At 71.9% G+C, this 13,949-nt stretch carries 12 protein-coding genes, 2 tRNA genes and 1 pseudogene; 7 read left to right on the top strand and 8 right to left on the bottom strand.

Translation table 11 applies throughout. The features are described 5' to 3' along the window. Positions 1-233 precede the first annotated feature (233 nt). From ACFYZ4_RS25705 to ACFYZ4_RS25690, 4 genes are all read left to right on the top strand, one after another. Positions 234-1,850 (top strand): sporulation protein, encoded by a 1,617-nt coding sequence (locus tag ACFYZ4_RS25705; protein WP_390784891.1) that lies wholly within the window; start codon positions 234-236, stop codon positions 1,848-1,850. Between the two features lie 55 nt (positions 1,851-1,905). Further along, positions 1,906-3,144, top strand: a complete 1,239-nt coding sequence (lhgO, locus tag ACFYZ4_RS25700) for an L-2-hydroxyglutarate oxidase (protein ID WP_390784890.1) — start codon at positions 1,906-1,908, stop codon at positions 3,142-3,144. Between the two features lie 116 nt (positions 3,145-3,260). Continuing rightward, positions 3,261-4,073, top strand: a complete 813-nt coding sequence (trmB, locus tag ACFYZ4_RS25695; protein ID WP_384349781.1) for a tRNA (guanosine(46)-N7)-methyltransferase TrmB — start codon at positions 3,261-3,263, stop codon at positions 4,071-4,073. 43 nt (positions 4,074-4,116) lie between these two features. Further along, entirely contained in the window at positions 4,117-5,484 is a 1,368-nt protein-coding gene (locus ACFYZ4_RS25690) for a PrsW family intramembrane metalloprotease (RefSeq protein ID WP_384349778.1), read from the top strand. Here ACFYZ4_RS25690 and ACFYZ4_RS25685 read toward each other — a convergent pair. From ACFYZ4_RS25685 to ACFYZ4_RS25675, 3 genes are all read right to left on the bottom strand, one after another. Further along, the gene (locus tag ACFYZ4_RS25685) at positions 5,393-6,427 is read right to left on the bottom strand and encodes a M23 family metallopeptidase (protein ID WP_390784889.1); all 1,035 of its coding nucleotides are present in this window, start codon (positions 6,425-6,427) and stop codon (positions 5,393-5,395) included. The two genes, ACFYZ4_RS25690 and ACFYZ4_RS25685, sit on opposite strands and share 92 nt — an antisense overlap. Positions 6,428-6,719: 292 nt before the next feature. Then, a complete protein-coding gene (locus ACFYZ4_RS25680; RefSeq protein ID WP_390784888.1) occupies positions 6,720-7,913 on the bottom strand; it encodes a PP2C family protein-serine/threonine phosphatase in 1,194 nt (397 codons plus the stop codon). Positions 7,914-8,110: 197 nt separating this feature from the next. Next, a tRNA-Met gene (locus tag ACFYZ4_RS25675) sits at positions 8,111-8,184 on the bottom strand. 301 nt (positions 8,185-8,485) lie between these two features. Between ACFYZ4_RS25675 and ACFYZ4_RS25670 the strand changes: the two genes are divergently transcribed. After that, positions 8,486-9,760 (top strand): LPXTG cell wall anchor domain-containing protein, encoded by a 1,275-nt coding sequence (locus ACFYZ4_RS25670; RefSeq protein ID WP_390784887.1) that lies wholly within the window; start codon positions 8,486-8,488, stop codon positions 9,758-9,760. A 71-nt stretch (positions 9,761-9,831) separates the two neighbouring features. Here ACFYZ4_RS25670 and ACFYZ4_RS25665 read toward each other — a convergent pair whose 3' ends face one another. From ACFYZ4_RS25665 to ACFYZ4_RS25650, 4 genes and pseudogenes are all read right to left on the bottom strand, one after another. After that, positions 9,832-10,347: a GNAT family N-acetyltransferase gene (locus tag ACFYZ4_RS25665; RefSeq protein ID WP_390784886.1), complete on the bottom strand. Its 516-nt coding sequence runs from the start codon at positions 10,345-10,347 to the stop codon at positions 9,832-9,834. Positions 10,348-10,948: 601 nt separating this feature from the next. Next, positions 10,949-11,338, bottom strand: coding sequence for a hypothetical protein (locus tag ACFYZ4_RS25660; protein WP_351290038.1), 390 nt, complete (start codon positions 11,336-11,338; stop codon positions 10,949-10,951). Between the two features lie 41 nt (positions 11,339-11,379). Further along, complete coding sequence (locus tag ACFYZ4_RS25655; protein WP_351290036.1) at positions 11,380-11,790, bottom strand: hypothetical protein; 411 nt, start codon at positions 11,788-11,790, stop codon at positions 11,380-11,382. Positions 11,791-12,200: 410 nt separating this feature from the next. Next, positions 12,201-12,938: pseudogene (locus ACFYZ4_RS25650) on the bottom strand (RHS repeat domain-containing protein); the annotation flags it as partial. A gap of 74 nt (positions 12,939-13,012) precedes the next feature. On the opposite strand from ACFYZ4_RS25650, the gene ACFYZ4_RS25645 reads away from it, so the two are divergent. Together ACFYZ4_RS25645 and ACFYZ4_RS25640 are read left to right on the top strand one after the other, a co-directional pair. Then, entirely contained in the window at positions 13,013-13,207 is a 195-nt protein-coding gene (locus ACFYZ4_RS25645; protein WP_390784885.1) for a hypothetical protein, read from the top strand. A 34-nt stretch (positions 13,208-13,241) separates the two neighbouring features. Continuing rightward, positions 13,242-13,628 (top strand): hypothetical protein, encoded by a 387-nt coding sequence (locus ACFYZ4_RS25640; RefSeq protein WP_390784884.1) that lies wholly within the window; start codon positions 13,242-13,244, stop codon positions 13,626-13,628. A gap of 204 nt (positions 13,629-13,832) precedes the next feature. On the opposite strand, the gene ACFYZ4_RS25635 is transcribed toward ACFYZ4_RS25640, so the two are convergent. Then, positions 13,833-13,905 (bottom strand) — tRNA-Lys (locus ACFYZ4_RS25635). Between the last annotated feature and the right edge of the window lie 44 nt (positions 13,906-13,949).

Here is a 13,949-nt window from a genome sequence, read left to right as displayed (position 1 = left end):
CACCGGACCGGCCAGAGCGCACGGGCGGGCGCACGGCCACACGGGCGGAGCACGCGATGACACGTGCGCCCCGGCGCCGGGTCCGGGGCGGACTGTGCAAACGGACAACAATCCCGCCATACGGAAGTAAGGGCCTTAACGCTTGGGAGGCGGGGAACTACGCTGGGTTTACGAAATGCCGGGCGCCTATGCCCCGGCGGCGTATGCGTTCCGCGTGTGACGAGGGGTGGCGCATGTCCAGGGAGCTCCGCGAGCCCAATGAGAAGCTCGGCGCCGTCCTCGCCCTCGCGGGCATCAGCAACGCCGGGCTGGCCCGGCGGGTCAACGACCTCGGCGCACAGCGCGGCCTGACGCTTCGGTACGACAAGACGTCGGTGGCCCGGTGGGTGTCGAAGGGGATGGTGCCGCAGGGCGCCGCCCCGCACCTGATCGCCGCCGCCATCGGCGCGAAGCTGGGGCGGCCGGTGCCGCTGCACGAGATCGGGCTGGCGGACGCGGACCCCGCGCCCGAGGTCGGGCTGTCCTTCCCGCGCGACGTCGGCGCGGCGGTGCGCTCGGCCACCGACCTCTACCGGCTCGACCTCGCCGGACGGCGCGGCGGTGGCGGGATCTGGCAGTCGCTCGCGGGTTCCTTCTCGGTGGCGGCGTACGCGACGCCGGCCTCGCGTTGGCTGATATCTCCCGCCGACGGCTCGGTGGCGCGGGAAGCCCAGGGCCCCGTACCTGCTGCCACCCCCTCGGCTCACGACGCGGCGACGCACGAGACGCCCGCATCGGCGCCGGGCAACGAGGCGACGGCGCCAGGTGCACGGCCCTCTCCGGAGGGGCGTACGACCGGACCCGCGACAGGCCCGATGGCGGGCCGGGCGTCGGGCCCGCCGTCCACCGTTGTGCCCGCGCAGCACGGCGCCGAAACGCCGCGCGGCCACGGGCAGCGCGTGGGCCACAGCGATGTGACGAAGCTGCGCGAAGCCGCCGAGGACGCGCGCCGCTGGGACTCCAAGTACGGCGGCGGGGACTGGCGTTCGTCGATGGTGCCCGAGTGCCTGCGGGTGGACGCGGCGCCGCTGCTGCTCGGCTCCTACACCGACGAGGTGGGCCGCGCCCTGTTCGGCGCGACCGCCGAACTGACCCGGCTGGCCGGGTGGATGGCCTTCGACACCGGCCAGCAGGAGGCCGCCCAGCGCTACTACATCCAGGCGCTGCGGCTCGCCCGCGCGGCCGCGGACGTACCGCTCGGCGGGTACGTGCTGGCCTCGATGTCCCTGCAGGCGACCTACCGGGACTTCCCGGACGAGGGCGTGGACCTCGCGCAGGCGGCCGTCGAGCGCAACCGCGGCCTGGCCACGGCCCGCACGATGAGCTTCTTCCGGCTGGTCGAGGCGCGGGCGCACGCGAAAGCGGGCGATCCGGTGGCCGCCGGAGCGGCGCTGAAGGCCGCGGAGGGCTGGCTGGAGCGGTCCCGGGAAGGCGATCCGGATCCGACCTGGCTGGGTTTCTACTCGTACGACCGTTTCGCGGCGGATGCTGCAGAATGCTACCGGGATCTGAAACTGCCCCGGCAGGTACGGCGCTTCACCGAGCAGGCACTGTCCCGGCCCACCGAGGAGTACGTGCGCTCGCACGGGCTGCGGCTGGTCGTGAGCGCGGTCGCCGAGCTGGAGTCGGGCAATCTCGACGCGGCGTGCGCGGCGGGCACCCGGGCGGTGGAGGTGGCGGGCAGGATCTCCTCGGCGCGGACGACCGAATACGTACGGGACCTGCTGCACCGGCTGGAACCGTACGGGGACGAGCCGCGCGTCGCGGAGCTGCGCGAACGGGCCCGGCCGCTGCTGGTCGCGCCGGCGTAGGACCTGATCGGAAGGCGGGCCCCGGGACCCGCGTGGCCGCGTTGTCGGTGCCGGGGTGCAGTATGCAGGGGTGGGAGGTGTCAGCGTGGGCGGCGGCGTGGGCGTGGACTGCGATGTGCTGGTGATCGGCGGCGGGATCGTCGGCCTGTCGACGGCGCATGCCTTGTCGAGCCTGGCTCCGGGGACCAAGGTGGTCGTCCTGGAGAAGGAACCGGGCCCGGCCCGGCACCAGACCGGCCGCAACAGCGGCGTGATCCACAGCGGGATCTACTACCGCCCGGGATCGCTGAAGGCGCGCTTCGCGGTGAGCGGCGCCGCCGAGATGGTCAAGTTCTGCGCGGAGCATGAGATTCCGCACGAGGTGACGGGCAAGCTGATCGTCGCCACGGAGCGGGAGGAGCTGCCGCGGCTGCACGCCCTGGTCCAGCGCGGCCGGGAGAACGGCATCCCGGTGCGCGAGCTGGGCCCGGCGCAGATCAGCGAGTACGAGCCGGAGGTCCGGGGCCTGGCCGCGATCCACGTCGGCAGCACCGGGATCGTGGACTACGGCCGGGTCAGCGCCCAGCTGGCGGAGTCCTCGGGCGCGGAGATCGTCTACGGCGGCGCGGTGGACCTGATCTCCCGCCGCGCGTCGGCGGTGGCGGTCCGCACCACGTCCGGGCTGGTGGTCCGGGCGCGGGTGCTGGTGAACTGCGCGGGCCTGCAGTGCGACCGGATCGCCCGGCTGGCCGGCGACGACCCGGGGATGCGGATCATCCCCTTCCGGGGCGAGTACTACGACCTGACCCGTCCGGACCTGGTCCGCGGGCTGGTCTACCCGGTGCCCGACCCGGCGTTCCCCTTCCTCGGGGTCCACCTCACCCGGGGCATCGGCGGCGGGGTCCACGTCGGACCCAATGCGGTGCCGGCGCTGGCCCGCGAGGGCTACGCCTGGTCGACGGTGCGGCCGCGGGACCTCGCGGACGAGCTCGCCTGGCCGGGATCCTGGCGGATGGCCGCACGGCACTGGCGGTACGGGACGGGCGAGATCCACCGCTCGCTGTCGAAGCAGGCCTTCACCCGGGCGGTACGGCGGCTGCTGCCGGCCGTCACCTCGGCGGACCTGCGGCCCGCAGCGGCCGGGGTCCGCGCGCAGGCCGTCCTGCGGGACGGGACGCTGGTGGACGACTTCCTGATCCGCGACGCCCCGCGCACGGTCCACGTCCTGAACGCCCCCTCGCCCGCGGCCACCGCCTCGCTCCCGATCGGCCGCGAGATCGCCTCCCGGGCCCTTCGCACCCTCGGCTCGGCCTGAACGGTCCCGAAGCCGGTGCCGACGGCCTCGAACGTCCCGCTGCGCGGAGCCCTCTCCCCGCGGCGGCGGCGCACGCGCGGCGGCGCACCGACCCCCCGTCGTAGAATCACGGCATTGTGTCTGAGTCCCTGAATCCCCAGCCGCCCAGCCTCCCGGACGCCGCGCCGGAGGCGAGTTCGTACGTGCCGCCCAAGTGGCGGACCGAGCCCCGCTTCCCCGACGGGCCCTCGCCGGATCCGGCCGGCTCGCACCACGAGCGGCGGATCCGGAGCTTCCAGCCCCGGCGCAGCCGGGTCACCACCGGCCAGGGCGAGGCCCTGAAGCGTCTGTGGGGCACCTGGGGCCTGGACATCGACGGCCGCGAGGTCATCGACCTGCAGGCGATGTTCGACGGCCTCCCCGTCGTCCTGGAGATCGGCTTCGGCATGGGCGAGGCCACCGCGCAGATGGCCGCCGAGGACCCGGACACCGGGATCCTCGCCGCCGACGTGCACACCCCCGGGCAGGGCAACCTCCTCGCCCTCGCCGAGCGGGGCGGGATGACCAACGTCCGCGTGGCCAACGGCGACGCGATCATCCTGCTCCGCGAGATGCTGCCGGCCGACTCCCTGGCCGGGATCCGCGTGTACTTCCCGGACCCCTGGCCCAAGGCCCGCCACCACAAGCGCCGGCTGATCCAGCCCGAGTTCCTCACGCTGGCCGCGACCCGCCTGGCCCCCGGGGCCGTGCTGCACTGCGCCACCGACTGGGAGCCGTACGCCGAGCAGATGCTCGAAGTCCTCACCGCGCACCCGGACTTCGAGAACACGCAGGCCGACGGCGGCTACGCGCCGCGCCCCGCGTTCCGGCCGCTCACCCGCTTCGAGGGACAGGGCCTCGACAAGGGCCACGTCGTACACGACTTGCTCTTCCGTCGCACGGAGAACTGACAACGTCACGGCGCGTGTCAGACCGGATCGCTAGGGTCATGGTGTGTTCCGAGCGCTCCTCGCTGTGCTCGCACGTCCGTCGGGCACGGTCCGCACGTGCGTGCTCCTCGCCCTGCTCGCCGTCACCGGCATCTCGATCCTCGAACTCGTGCGGGAACAGACCGGCACCCCGGGCTTCCTCGTCGGTCTCGGCCTGGCCGTCCTGCCGGTGGCGCCGCTCATGGCGGCCTTCCGGTGGCTCGGCCGGGCCGCGCCCGCGCCCTGGCCGCAGCTGCTGTTCTGCTTCGGCTGGGGTGCCTGCGCCGCGGCGCTGATCGCGATACTGGCCAACAACTTCGCCACCGAGTGGATAGCCGCGGCCACCGCCGACGCCTCCGACGCCGATCACCTGGGCTCGGTGGCCGTCGCCCCGGTGGTGGAGGAGAGCGCCAAGGCGGCCGCCCTGCTGCTGGTGTTCGTGTTCCGAAGACGCCATTTCACCGGCCCCGCCGACGGTTTCGTCGTGGCCGGATTCACCGCCACCGGCTTCGCCTTCACCGAGAACATCCTCTACCTCGGCAACGCCTACGGTGAGGACCTCGCCGAGGGCTCCGGCGTGCTGGAGTCGGTGACGGCGGCGACCTTCTTCGTCCGGATAGTGCTGTCGCCGTTCGCGCACCCGCTGTTCACGGTGCTCACCGGGCTCGGTTTCGGCGCGGCCGCGCTCAGCGTGCGCCGTTCCCGCAGGATCTGCCTGCCGCTGCTCGGCCTGGCGCCGGCCATGGGCATGCACGCCCTGTGGAACGGCTCCTCGCGGTTCGGGGACCACGGCTTCTACACGGTCTACGCCTTCGTGATGGTCCCGGCGTTCGGGCTGCTCGTGTGGCTGGCGGTGCGGATACGGCGCGCCCGGCTGCGGGTCGTGTCCGGGGAGCTGGCGGTGTACGCGGCCGCCGGCTGGATCGGCCCCGCCGAGGTACCGGCACTGGCTTCGATGCCGGCTCGGTCACTGGCCCGCGCCCTGGCCCGGCGCAGCGGCGGCCGGGCCGCCGGACGCGCGGTCGCCCGGTACGAGGCGGACGCGGCCGCCCTGGCCCTGCTGCGGAACCGGGCGCGCCGCGGCGGCCCGGTGGGGGAGCCGGACTTCGCCGGCCGGGAACGGGAGCTGCTGCACCGGCTCTGGCAGCGCCGTGCGACGGCGGGCCCGGCGCTGGCCCGGGCCGCGGTCATGGAGGAGCTGCTGCCGCCGTCGTTCGACCCCTTGCGGGCCCCGCTGCCCGTCGCCGCGCCCGCGGCCGCGCTGCCCGCCGTACCCGTACCGCGGCGGGCGGCGCCGGATCTCAGACGTTCAGGCCCTTGGACTCCAGCCACGCCAGCGGGTCGATCGTCGAGCCGCCCTTGCGTACTTCCAGGTGGAGATGGGGTCCGGTGACGTTGCCGGTGGCGCCGACGCGGCCGATGGTCTCGCCGGCGCCGACCGCGCCCGAGGTCACGGACATCGAGGACAGGTGGCAGTACCAGACCTCCGTGCCGTCCTCGAGCTGCAGCACGATCCGGTAGCCGTACGCGCCGGACCAGCCGGCCGAGGTGATCTTTCCGGCGGCCACCGCCTTGGCCGGGGTGCCGGTCGGGGCGGCGAAGTCGAGGCCGGTGTGGTGGCCGGAGGACCACATGGAGCCGGAGTCCCCGTAGTGGGAGGTGAGGGTGTAGGCGGAGGTCGGCAGGGAGAAGCCGCCGGCCGATCTGGCGCGCTCCTGCTCGGCCTTGGCCTCGGCGGCCTTCTTCGCGGCCTCGGCCTCTTCCGCGGCCTTCGCCTCGGCCTGGACCTTGGCCTCCTCGGCAGCCGTACGGGCCGCATCCAGCTTGTCCTTGGCCTCCTGGGCGGCGGCCTCCTGCGCGGCCCGCTCGGCGTCCGCCCGGGCCTTCGCCTCGGCGGCGCCCTGCTGGGACTCGGCCTGCTGGAGGATGCGGTTGCGCAGCACCTCGCCGGCGTCGGCGCCGCTGTCGCTCTGCTGCGCGATGATCCCCGTCCGTGCCGCCGCCTGGGCCGCCGATCCGGAAGCGCCGTCCGATCGCGAGGAGTTGTCGCCCGGCATCAGGTCGGGCAGGTCGGGCAGGTCGGACATCGACGGCAGGGATATCGCGACCTGGGGCCGGTCCTGCGCGTGGGCGATGCCGCCGGCGCCGACCGCCGCGATGACACCGACGCCGAGCACGGTGGAGCTGCGCGCAAGTCCCCCGCGCTGCTTGGCGATCCGGTGCTTCCCGCGGACCGGACGGACCGAGTCCTCGGTGGGGTTCCACTCGCCCCAGGCACCCGCGGTGGGCGGCTCCTGGATCTCGGTGCCTTCAGGGGCAGGCAAGTTGGAGGCCACCGGGGCACACTCCTCATTGACGCGCACGCGCACGGCGCCGTCTCTTGCGACGGCTGGGACGACCGCGCTGCGTTATCGAAAGGTAATAGACGCAGGGGAGTGATTCCAAGCTGTTGCGCTTGATCGTTCGCACCAATCGGCCACGCAATGGCTGGCTCTGGCCAGGCCTTTTCGCCACAAATAGCAGTCAACTCGGGCAAAAATCAGGCAACTCCCCCATCTCTTCGGCCACACCCGGAACATGACGTTTTGTCAATGTGCTTGCAGAGAGCATTAGTTCAAACACACTGCGTCACGTACCGTCGCCCCGGCGCACCACCGGCACGGTCCTCCGCCGCTCCGGCTGCCCCAGCGCCGGCCGGCCCACCGCGAGCAGCGCCATGTCGTCCGTGGCCCCGCCGCCCGTGTGCCGGCGCACATCGCTGCTGAGCGCGCTGAGCAGGGCGTGCGGCCCGGGGAAGATCCGTCCGCGCAGCCGGGCCGCCGGATCGTAGAAGTCGCCCGCCCGGTCCCGGGCCTCGCTCAGCCCGTCCGTGTAGAGCAGCAGGGTGGTGCCCGCGGGGAAGGCCCGCTCCTCCACCCGGTCCGGCCACCCGCCCAGCTCCCCCATGCCGAGCGGCAGGGCGGGCTCCGCCGGGGCGAGGACCGCCAGCTCCCCGTTCCCGTGCAGCAGCAGGGGCTCCGGATGCCCCCGGTTGAGCAGCCGCAGCACCCCCGCGCCCGGCGGGATCTCCCCGAGCACGCACGTCGTGAACCCCTCGAACGCGTCCAGGCCGTCGCGCCGGGTGCCCTCCCGGGCCAGGGCCCGCTCCAGCCGCTGCGCCAACGCCTCCAGCGTGGGCTCGGTCTCCGCCGCCTCCCGGAACGCCCCGAGGACCACCGCCACGGCCTCCACCGCCCCCAGCCCCTTGCCCCGTACGTCACCCACCGCCAGCCGCACTCCGTACGGGGTGTCCTGGACGGCGTACAGGTCGCCGCCGATGAAGGCGTCGGCCTGCGCGGCCTCGTACCAGGCGGAGACGTGCAGCCCGCCGATGCGCTCGGCGGGCTTCGGCAGCACCGCCCGCTGCGCGGCCTCGGCGATCCCGCGCGCGGAGGCGAGCTGCTCGCCGCTGCGCCGCACCACCCGGTTGATCAGGAGCGCCAGCCCGGACACGGTCACCACGGTGGCCAGCTCGGTCAGCGCCTCGACCTCCCCTCCGGTGCCGCTGCGGAGCTGCAGCAGGAACACCGCGAGCGAGGCGAGGAGTCCGGTCAGCACCGTGGCCCGGAACGTGTACAGCGGGGCGGCGACCAGCGGGGCCGCGGAGAAGAAGGGGGATCCGGTGAAGCTGGGCGGGGTCAGCAGGTTGAAGGCCGTTCCGATCACGATCAGCGCGCCCGGCAGCACCCGGACCACCTGCCGGGCCGGACCGCTCCCGCCACCGCTCACGCCGCCGCGCCTGCCACCGCGCCCACCGTTGCCCTGCCGGCCCAGCCCCGCCACGCTGCTCTCCTGCCGCCCGGATCCTCGTACGGATGCGGGCCCGCCGCCGCCTCGCCCCTCAAGGCTGGCGGCAGGAGCGGCCGGACGGCGACCCGGCGGCGGCCGGACGGGTGACGACACGTGAGGACACACGAGGAGCGGGACCGGGACATGACGAAGGCCCGGCTCCCCAAAGGGAACCGGGCCTTCGTACTGAGTAGCGGGGGCAGGATTTGAACCTACGACCTCTGGGTTATGAGCCCAGCGAGCTACCGAGCTGCTCCACCCCGCGTCGGTAAACACAACTCTACGCCATCCGGGGGGACCCCTCCGCCAATTACCGGCCGGCCCACCCGCGAACCGGCATCATCGCAGGTCAAGGCCCTAAAACCGGCCCAGGACGGGCACCCGCGAACCAAGATCGTCCCTGTTGCACGCCGGTGACACAGCGGGGATCGTTCCGGGATCGGGCGCGGGCGATGATTCACCTGTCGCCAGGGCCAGGGGGAACACGAACCGGCCGGGCGACGACCACCACACCAACCGGCTCGGCCCTCTGCCGATGCCCCTGTGATTCCCGGGGGGAGTCCACCATGTCCGTTCGCACCGCAGCCGCCATCGCAGTCGTCGCCGGCGTTGTCACCACTCTGCTGCCGCTCTCGGCCACCGCCGCGTCCGCCGCACCCGCCACCGACGACCACGCCGTGCTGCGTACGGAGATGGGCGCTCCCGTCCCGAGCGGCCCGCTGACCCGCGGCGGCGCCACCGAGTCCTTCGACCTGACGGTGAAGAACCCGACCGGCAAGGCCGTCACGTACAACCCGTGGATGCTCGTGGACCCGACCGGCCCGAGCCGGCTGGAGAAGGACGACGTCGTCTTCAAGGTCGAGGCGGTGGACGCCCCGGCGACCGCGTCCTCGATCGGCCAGCAGGACGGCGGGTGGCAGGGCACCTTCTTCCCCGCCGCCGGCGAGCCGGGCGGTGACAAGGGCGGCTTCGACATCCCCGCCAACGGCAAGATGACCTGGAAGGTCACCATCGGCCTCGGCGCGAACTACCCCACCAACGACGGGGACTTCAGCCTCAGCGCCGCCAGCTACAACAACTCCGTGGCCCCCGGCGGCGCCGACTCGCACACCTTCAAGGTCGACCCGCAGATCAAGGCGGGCGAGCTGAAGACCTGGTTCCAGCAGATCAGCTCCGGCAAGGACGGCCAGGAGGAGCGCGCGTACCTGGACCTGAACTACGAGGCCACCGGCGACGGCACCTTCGGCACCGCCCTCGCGACCAGCCTGAGCCTGTCCCACCCGGGCGAGCAGGAGGCGGACTTCCACGTGCAGGCCCTGTTCGACGGCCGCTGGCAGGACCTGAAGGCCGAGGACAGCCGCTACGAGCTGCCGCGGATCCCCAAGGGCTTCGGCGCCGCCGACGGCGTCCACACCCTGCCGCTGCGGGTCAGCCTGGGCAACCACACCGAGCTGACGAAGAAGACCACGATCACGATGGAGGCCGAGGTCCGCCACGCCGAGGGCAACTCCTACCCGCTCAAGACGGGCTCCGTGCAGTTCCCGCTCGTCCCGTTCGCGGAGACGGTGCCCACCGACACCCCCTCCACCACCCCGTCCACCGCTCCCTCCACCGCCCCCTCGGTGCAGCCCGCCGTCGCCACCTCCACCTCCACCGGCAACGGCAAGGTGACGACCACCGGCACGACCACGACGACCACCACGACCACGGCCACCGGCTCCCTCGCCCACACCGGCGCCGGCTCCTCCACCGGTCTGTACGCCGGCCTCGCCGCCGCCCTGGTCGTGCTCGGGGCGGCCGCCGCCTGGCTCGGCCGCCGCCGTCGCGGCATCTCCGCCTGATCCACACCCCGTACGCAGAAGCGCCCCATCCGGTCCGACCGGGTGGGGCGCTCGTGCGTACGGGGTGTGGATCAGCCGCCCTTGGGCGTGCGCCGGCGGGTCAGGACACGGGTGGTGGAGCCGTCGTCCTCCCGCAGGTCCCGGACGTGCGTGAAGCCGATGCGGTTCAGCAGGCTCAGGGAGGCCGTGTTGGCGGCGGCCACGGTGGCGTGCACCTCGGTCAGGCCGAGGGTGGCGAAGGCGTACGCGACGATCGCCTCCGCGATCTCGGTGCCGAGGCCCGATCCCCAGGCCCCGGGGGCCAGGGCGTAGATGATCTCGTGACCGTCGACCTCGTCGGTCCGCTTGATCTCGGCGTGCCCGATCAGCTCGCCGCCCCGCCGCACGGCCCAGACGTCGAAGAGGTCCTCGGCGTAGACCTTCGTGAAGACCCGCCCGAAGAGGGCCCGGTCCTCGGCCTCCGTGGTGGGGCCGTCCCCCATCCACCGGGACACGCGGGTGTCCTGGAAGAGGTCCACGAAGCATTCCTCGTCCTCGGGGACGTACGGGTCGAGGAGCAGGCGTGCGGTGCGCAGGACTGGAGTCACGGACGGCGACGCTACCCGCCCCGGCCGGGAGGTTCACCGGGTTTTCCCGTCCCGCCCCGGGGGAATGACGGGACGTCCGCTCGCGCGGGGGCGGGCCAGGCCGGCCGGAAACGACCGAGCGCCCCCTCCGGCCGGAGCCGGAAGGGGCGCTGGGCGCCGGGCGGGAGGCTTCGCCCCCACCCGCGAGCGGTAGGCCACGTCGGACTCGAACCGACAACCAACGGATTAAAAGTCCCGGCAGGATCCTGCCGGAACATTCCGCTCGGTCCGCCAAGCTCTGGAAACTCCTGTTCAGAGCACTAAACCCTGCCGCCTCATCCGCTCCAGACCACCCCGTGCCAGCACGTCCGCTCACGCATCGCTCACGCACTCGGCGGCCCTGACTGGGGCTCGTGTATCCCTTGAACGCAGCGACGCGACAGGACCGGCGTACTGTGCCATCGCCGCCCGCACAGCCGTACCACTTTCCAGGCGTGCCGAAGGCCCGCACCAGCAGGTGCGGGCCTTCGCACGGTCACGGCTGTGCGACACCATTCCTGCGCCATGGCACCCCACGGCCACATCACTCCAGACCTTGCAAGCCGACACGCTCTCCCCCGGCTCAGCGCCAGGTGTTGGTGTCCACGATCTCGCCGGTCTCCACGTCGATGCGGCCATGGAAATCGCCCGAGTTGCGCGTTGCGATGATCACGAGCGGCCGGCCCCCCTGCAGGAAGGCGGAGTAGAAGCCTTCCAGTTCGTTCGGGTTATACACCAGGTCGTGCGGCGGGTTCAGCCGGAACCGCTCCGAGCCGTCGGCCCAGTAGACCACCGCGTTGTTCGTCGGGGTGAAGGGGGTGCTGTCCAGCGCTTCCACCACCAGCACCATTGTTGAGTCGTATTCCCGCCACGCCATGACGTTGACCGGCGGAAGCTCGTACTGCTTCTCGACGTTCCCAGCAGCGGGGCTGCTCCACCGGACCGTGGTGTCGCCTCGGTTCCAGGTGACCACGACGTCGGGATCCTCCCCTGTCGCCTGGCTCTTCCCCCGGCCTATCGCCACTGGTTGGTGTCCACGATCTCGCCGGTCTCCACGTCGATGCGGCCCTGGAAATCGGGTGCATTGCTCGCGACCATGATCAGAAGCGGCCGCCCGTCCTGCGGGAAGGCGGTGTAGAAGCCGTGCATTTTGCTCGGGTCGTACAACAGGTCGCGCGGTGGGTGCAGCCTGAACCGCTCCGAGCCGTCGGCCCGGAAGACCACTGCGTTGTCCGACGGAGTGAAGGGTGCGAAGTCCAGCGCTTCCACCACCAGCACCAGTGTCTCGTCGTACTCACGCCACGCCAGGACAATCCGTGGTGGCAGCTCGTACGACTTCTCGACGTTCCCGGCGGGGCCGCTCCACCGGACCGTGGTATCGCCTCGGTTCCAGGCGACCACGACGTCGGGTTCTGCTTCTGTCACTTGGGGATCTCCGTGGGTGGGCCGACTGGGATCAGTCGGGCTCGGTCCGATCGTTCCATGATCTCTATTTGAGTCCCGCCGCCGGGCAGACGGCCCAGCTTCGGGTCCATCTGGGGTCCGATGATGCTCTCCTGTACGAGGATCGGGTCCCCCTCCGAGATGCGGTAGCGCTGCAGGAGCAGGTCGTCACCCTTCCAGTCGGTGCGGATGGCCATCTGATCGCGAACGAACTGCAGGTTGGGTACGTCATCAAAGGATCCGAATCCGCCCGGCTCCTTCTGACCGACTGAGATCACCATGTTGAACTCCTCCCCCGGCTTGGCGAAGCGCGCGACAATCGTCGACCCCTCCAGGTGCGGGACGGTGTCACCGCGTTCGGAAGGCCCCAGGGCTTTCCGTTCCTCGGCCTTCTCCGGGCAGGGGCTGAGGCCCAGCAGGTCCGCCCACACGTGCGGGTTGGTGACGTAGGCGACCGGGTTCGGGGACGGTGCGAGGCCCAGCGGGTCGCCTGTCAGGTAGCGGGCGGTCTCCGGGTCGTAGGTGCGGAAGTAGTTGTGGTGGAGGCCGGTCTCGGGGTCGTGGTACTGGCCCGGGAAGCGCAGCGGGGTGTAGGCGGAGGCGTCTCGGTTCCAGCTCGTCTTGCCCCATACCGTGGAGCGGGTGCGCCAGGCGACCTCGCCCTGCTCGTCGATCAGTTCGGTCGGCGTGCCGACCAGGTCGGTGACGATGGCGAAGAAGCGGCTGTCGATCTCCTCCTGCGATGCCTGCGATGCCTGCGACGACCGGCGTATGGACTCCACCTGGGTGAGCGGGTGCAGGCCGGAGTGGGTCCAGCTGAGCGTGACCTCGTGCGGGGTGCCCGCGGAGCGCGTCGTCTGCTCGACGAGGGTCGGGCCGTTCCACGTGAAGACGGTCTCCTCCACGACCTGGTCGACCTCGTCCGGCTGCGCCGATGTTTCACGTGAAGCGTCGATCGACGCGAGCCGCTGCTTCGCGGCACGGCGGCCCATCGCGTCGTAGCGGTAGCGCCAACGCGCCCCGTCCGGGGTGGTCACCTCCGTGAGCCGGTCGTCTGCGTCCCACGTGTAGTGCCAGGTGTCCGGCTTCCGGGAGAGCCGGGGCTTCTGCCGCAGGATCACGCGGCCCTGCCGGGCTGGCGATCAGATGGCAAGCTGCCCGCGCAGAGCGCTGCGTTGACAGCACGAGGCGACCGGCAGAAGCCATGAGCTGGTTCGCCGACCTGGATGAGAACTACCAGGCAGACCACCCGATGCTCCGCCACCACCGCGCCTACACCGCAGCTCTGGCGGAGGCCTTGGCCGCAGTGCAGGGCGAGGACTACCAGCGACGGGTGGCCCAGCGGGCGACCGATGACATCAAGCGCGCAGGCCCTTCGCCATCAGGCCGACTTCGCTGAACGCGCCGCTCGCGCCAAGGAAGATCTCCGCCAGGTGCGCAGCTACATCCATACGGACAGTGAGCCCCTCCCCGACCTGCCGGACGAACTCGCCGACGTCGACCCCGCCAAGGGCTACGAAAGGGACACCATTTCCCAGTCCGACCTGGACCGCGTACGCGCCCTCCTCGGCATACCCGAGACGGACGATCCCGAGAGCGTCGCGACCATCGCGGCGCTCCTGGAGCAGGTGGGGCCGACGAGAAGGCCCCCCTTCCGGACGTGGAAGAGACGGCCTGGCAGGACCGGCAAGGTCTTCACCCAGGAGAACGGCGCCTGGCTCCATCCCGAGACCGCCTCGGATACCTTCCGCCAGATCCTGGCCCGCACGGACCTGACGCCAATCACCTTCGTGCTCTACGCCACGTCTCGGCCACCCTGACCTCGGACACCTACACGAGCCTGCTCCTCGAGGTAGACCAGGCAGCCGCCGAAGCGGCGGCCCAGCTGGTACCTCGCACCCGGCAGGCGAAGAGCACAGGAACACTCACGCACGGGCCCGGAAACGGCTGAGCGCCCCTCCTGGCCGAAGCCGGGTGGGGCGCTCAGTAGCAGGTCAGAGGGGTCGACCCCCGCCTGCGAGCGGTAGGCCATGTCGGACTCGAACCGACAACCAACGGATTAAAAGTCCGCTGCTCTGCCAATTGAGCTAATGGCCCTCCAGGTGCTCACCCCAGAGCATAGCCGGACAGCGCCGGTCAGC

It is taken from the genome of Streptomyces sp. NPDC001513 (assembly GCF_042894695.1).
Taxonomy (GTDB): domain Bacteria; phylum Actinomycetota; class Actinomycetes; order Streptomycetales; family Streptomycetaceae; genus Streptomyces.
The sequence above is the reverse complement of the archived record's forward strand: the minus strand, read 5'-3'. Positions and strand labels throughout refer to the sequence as shown.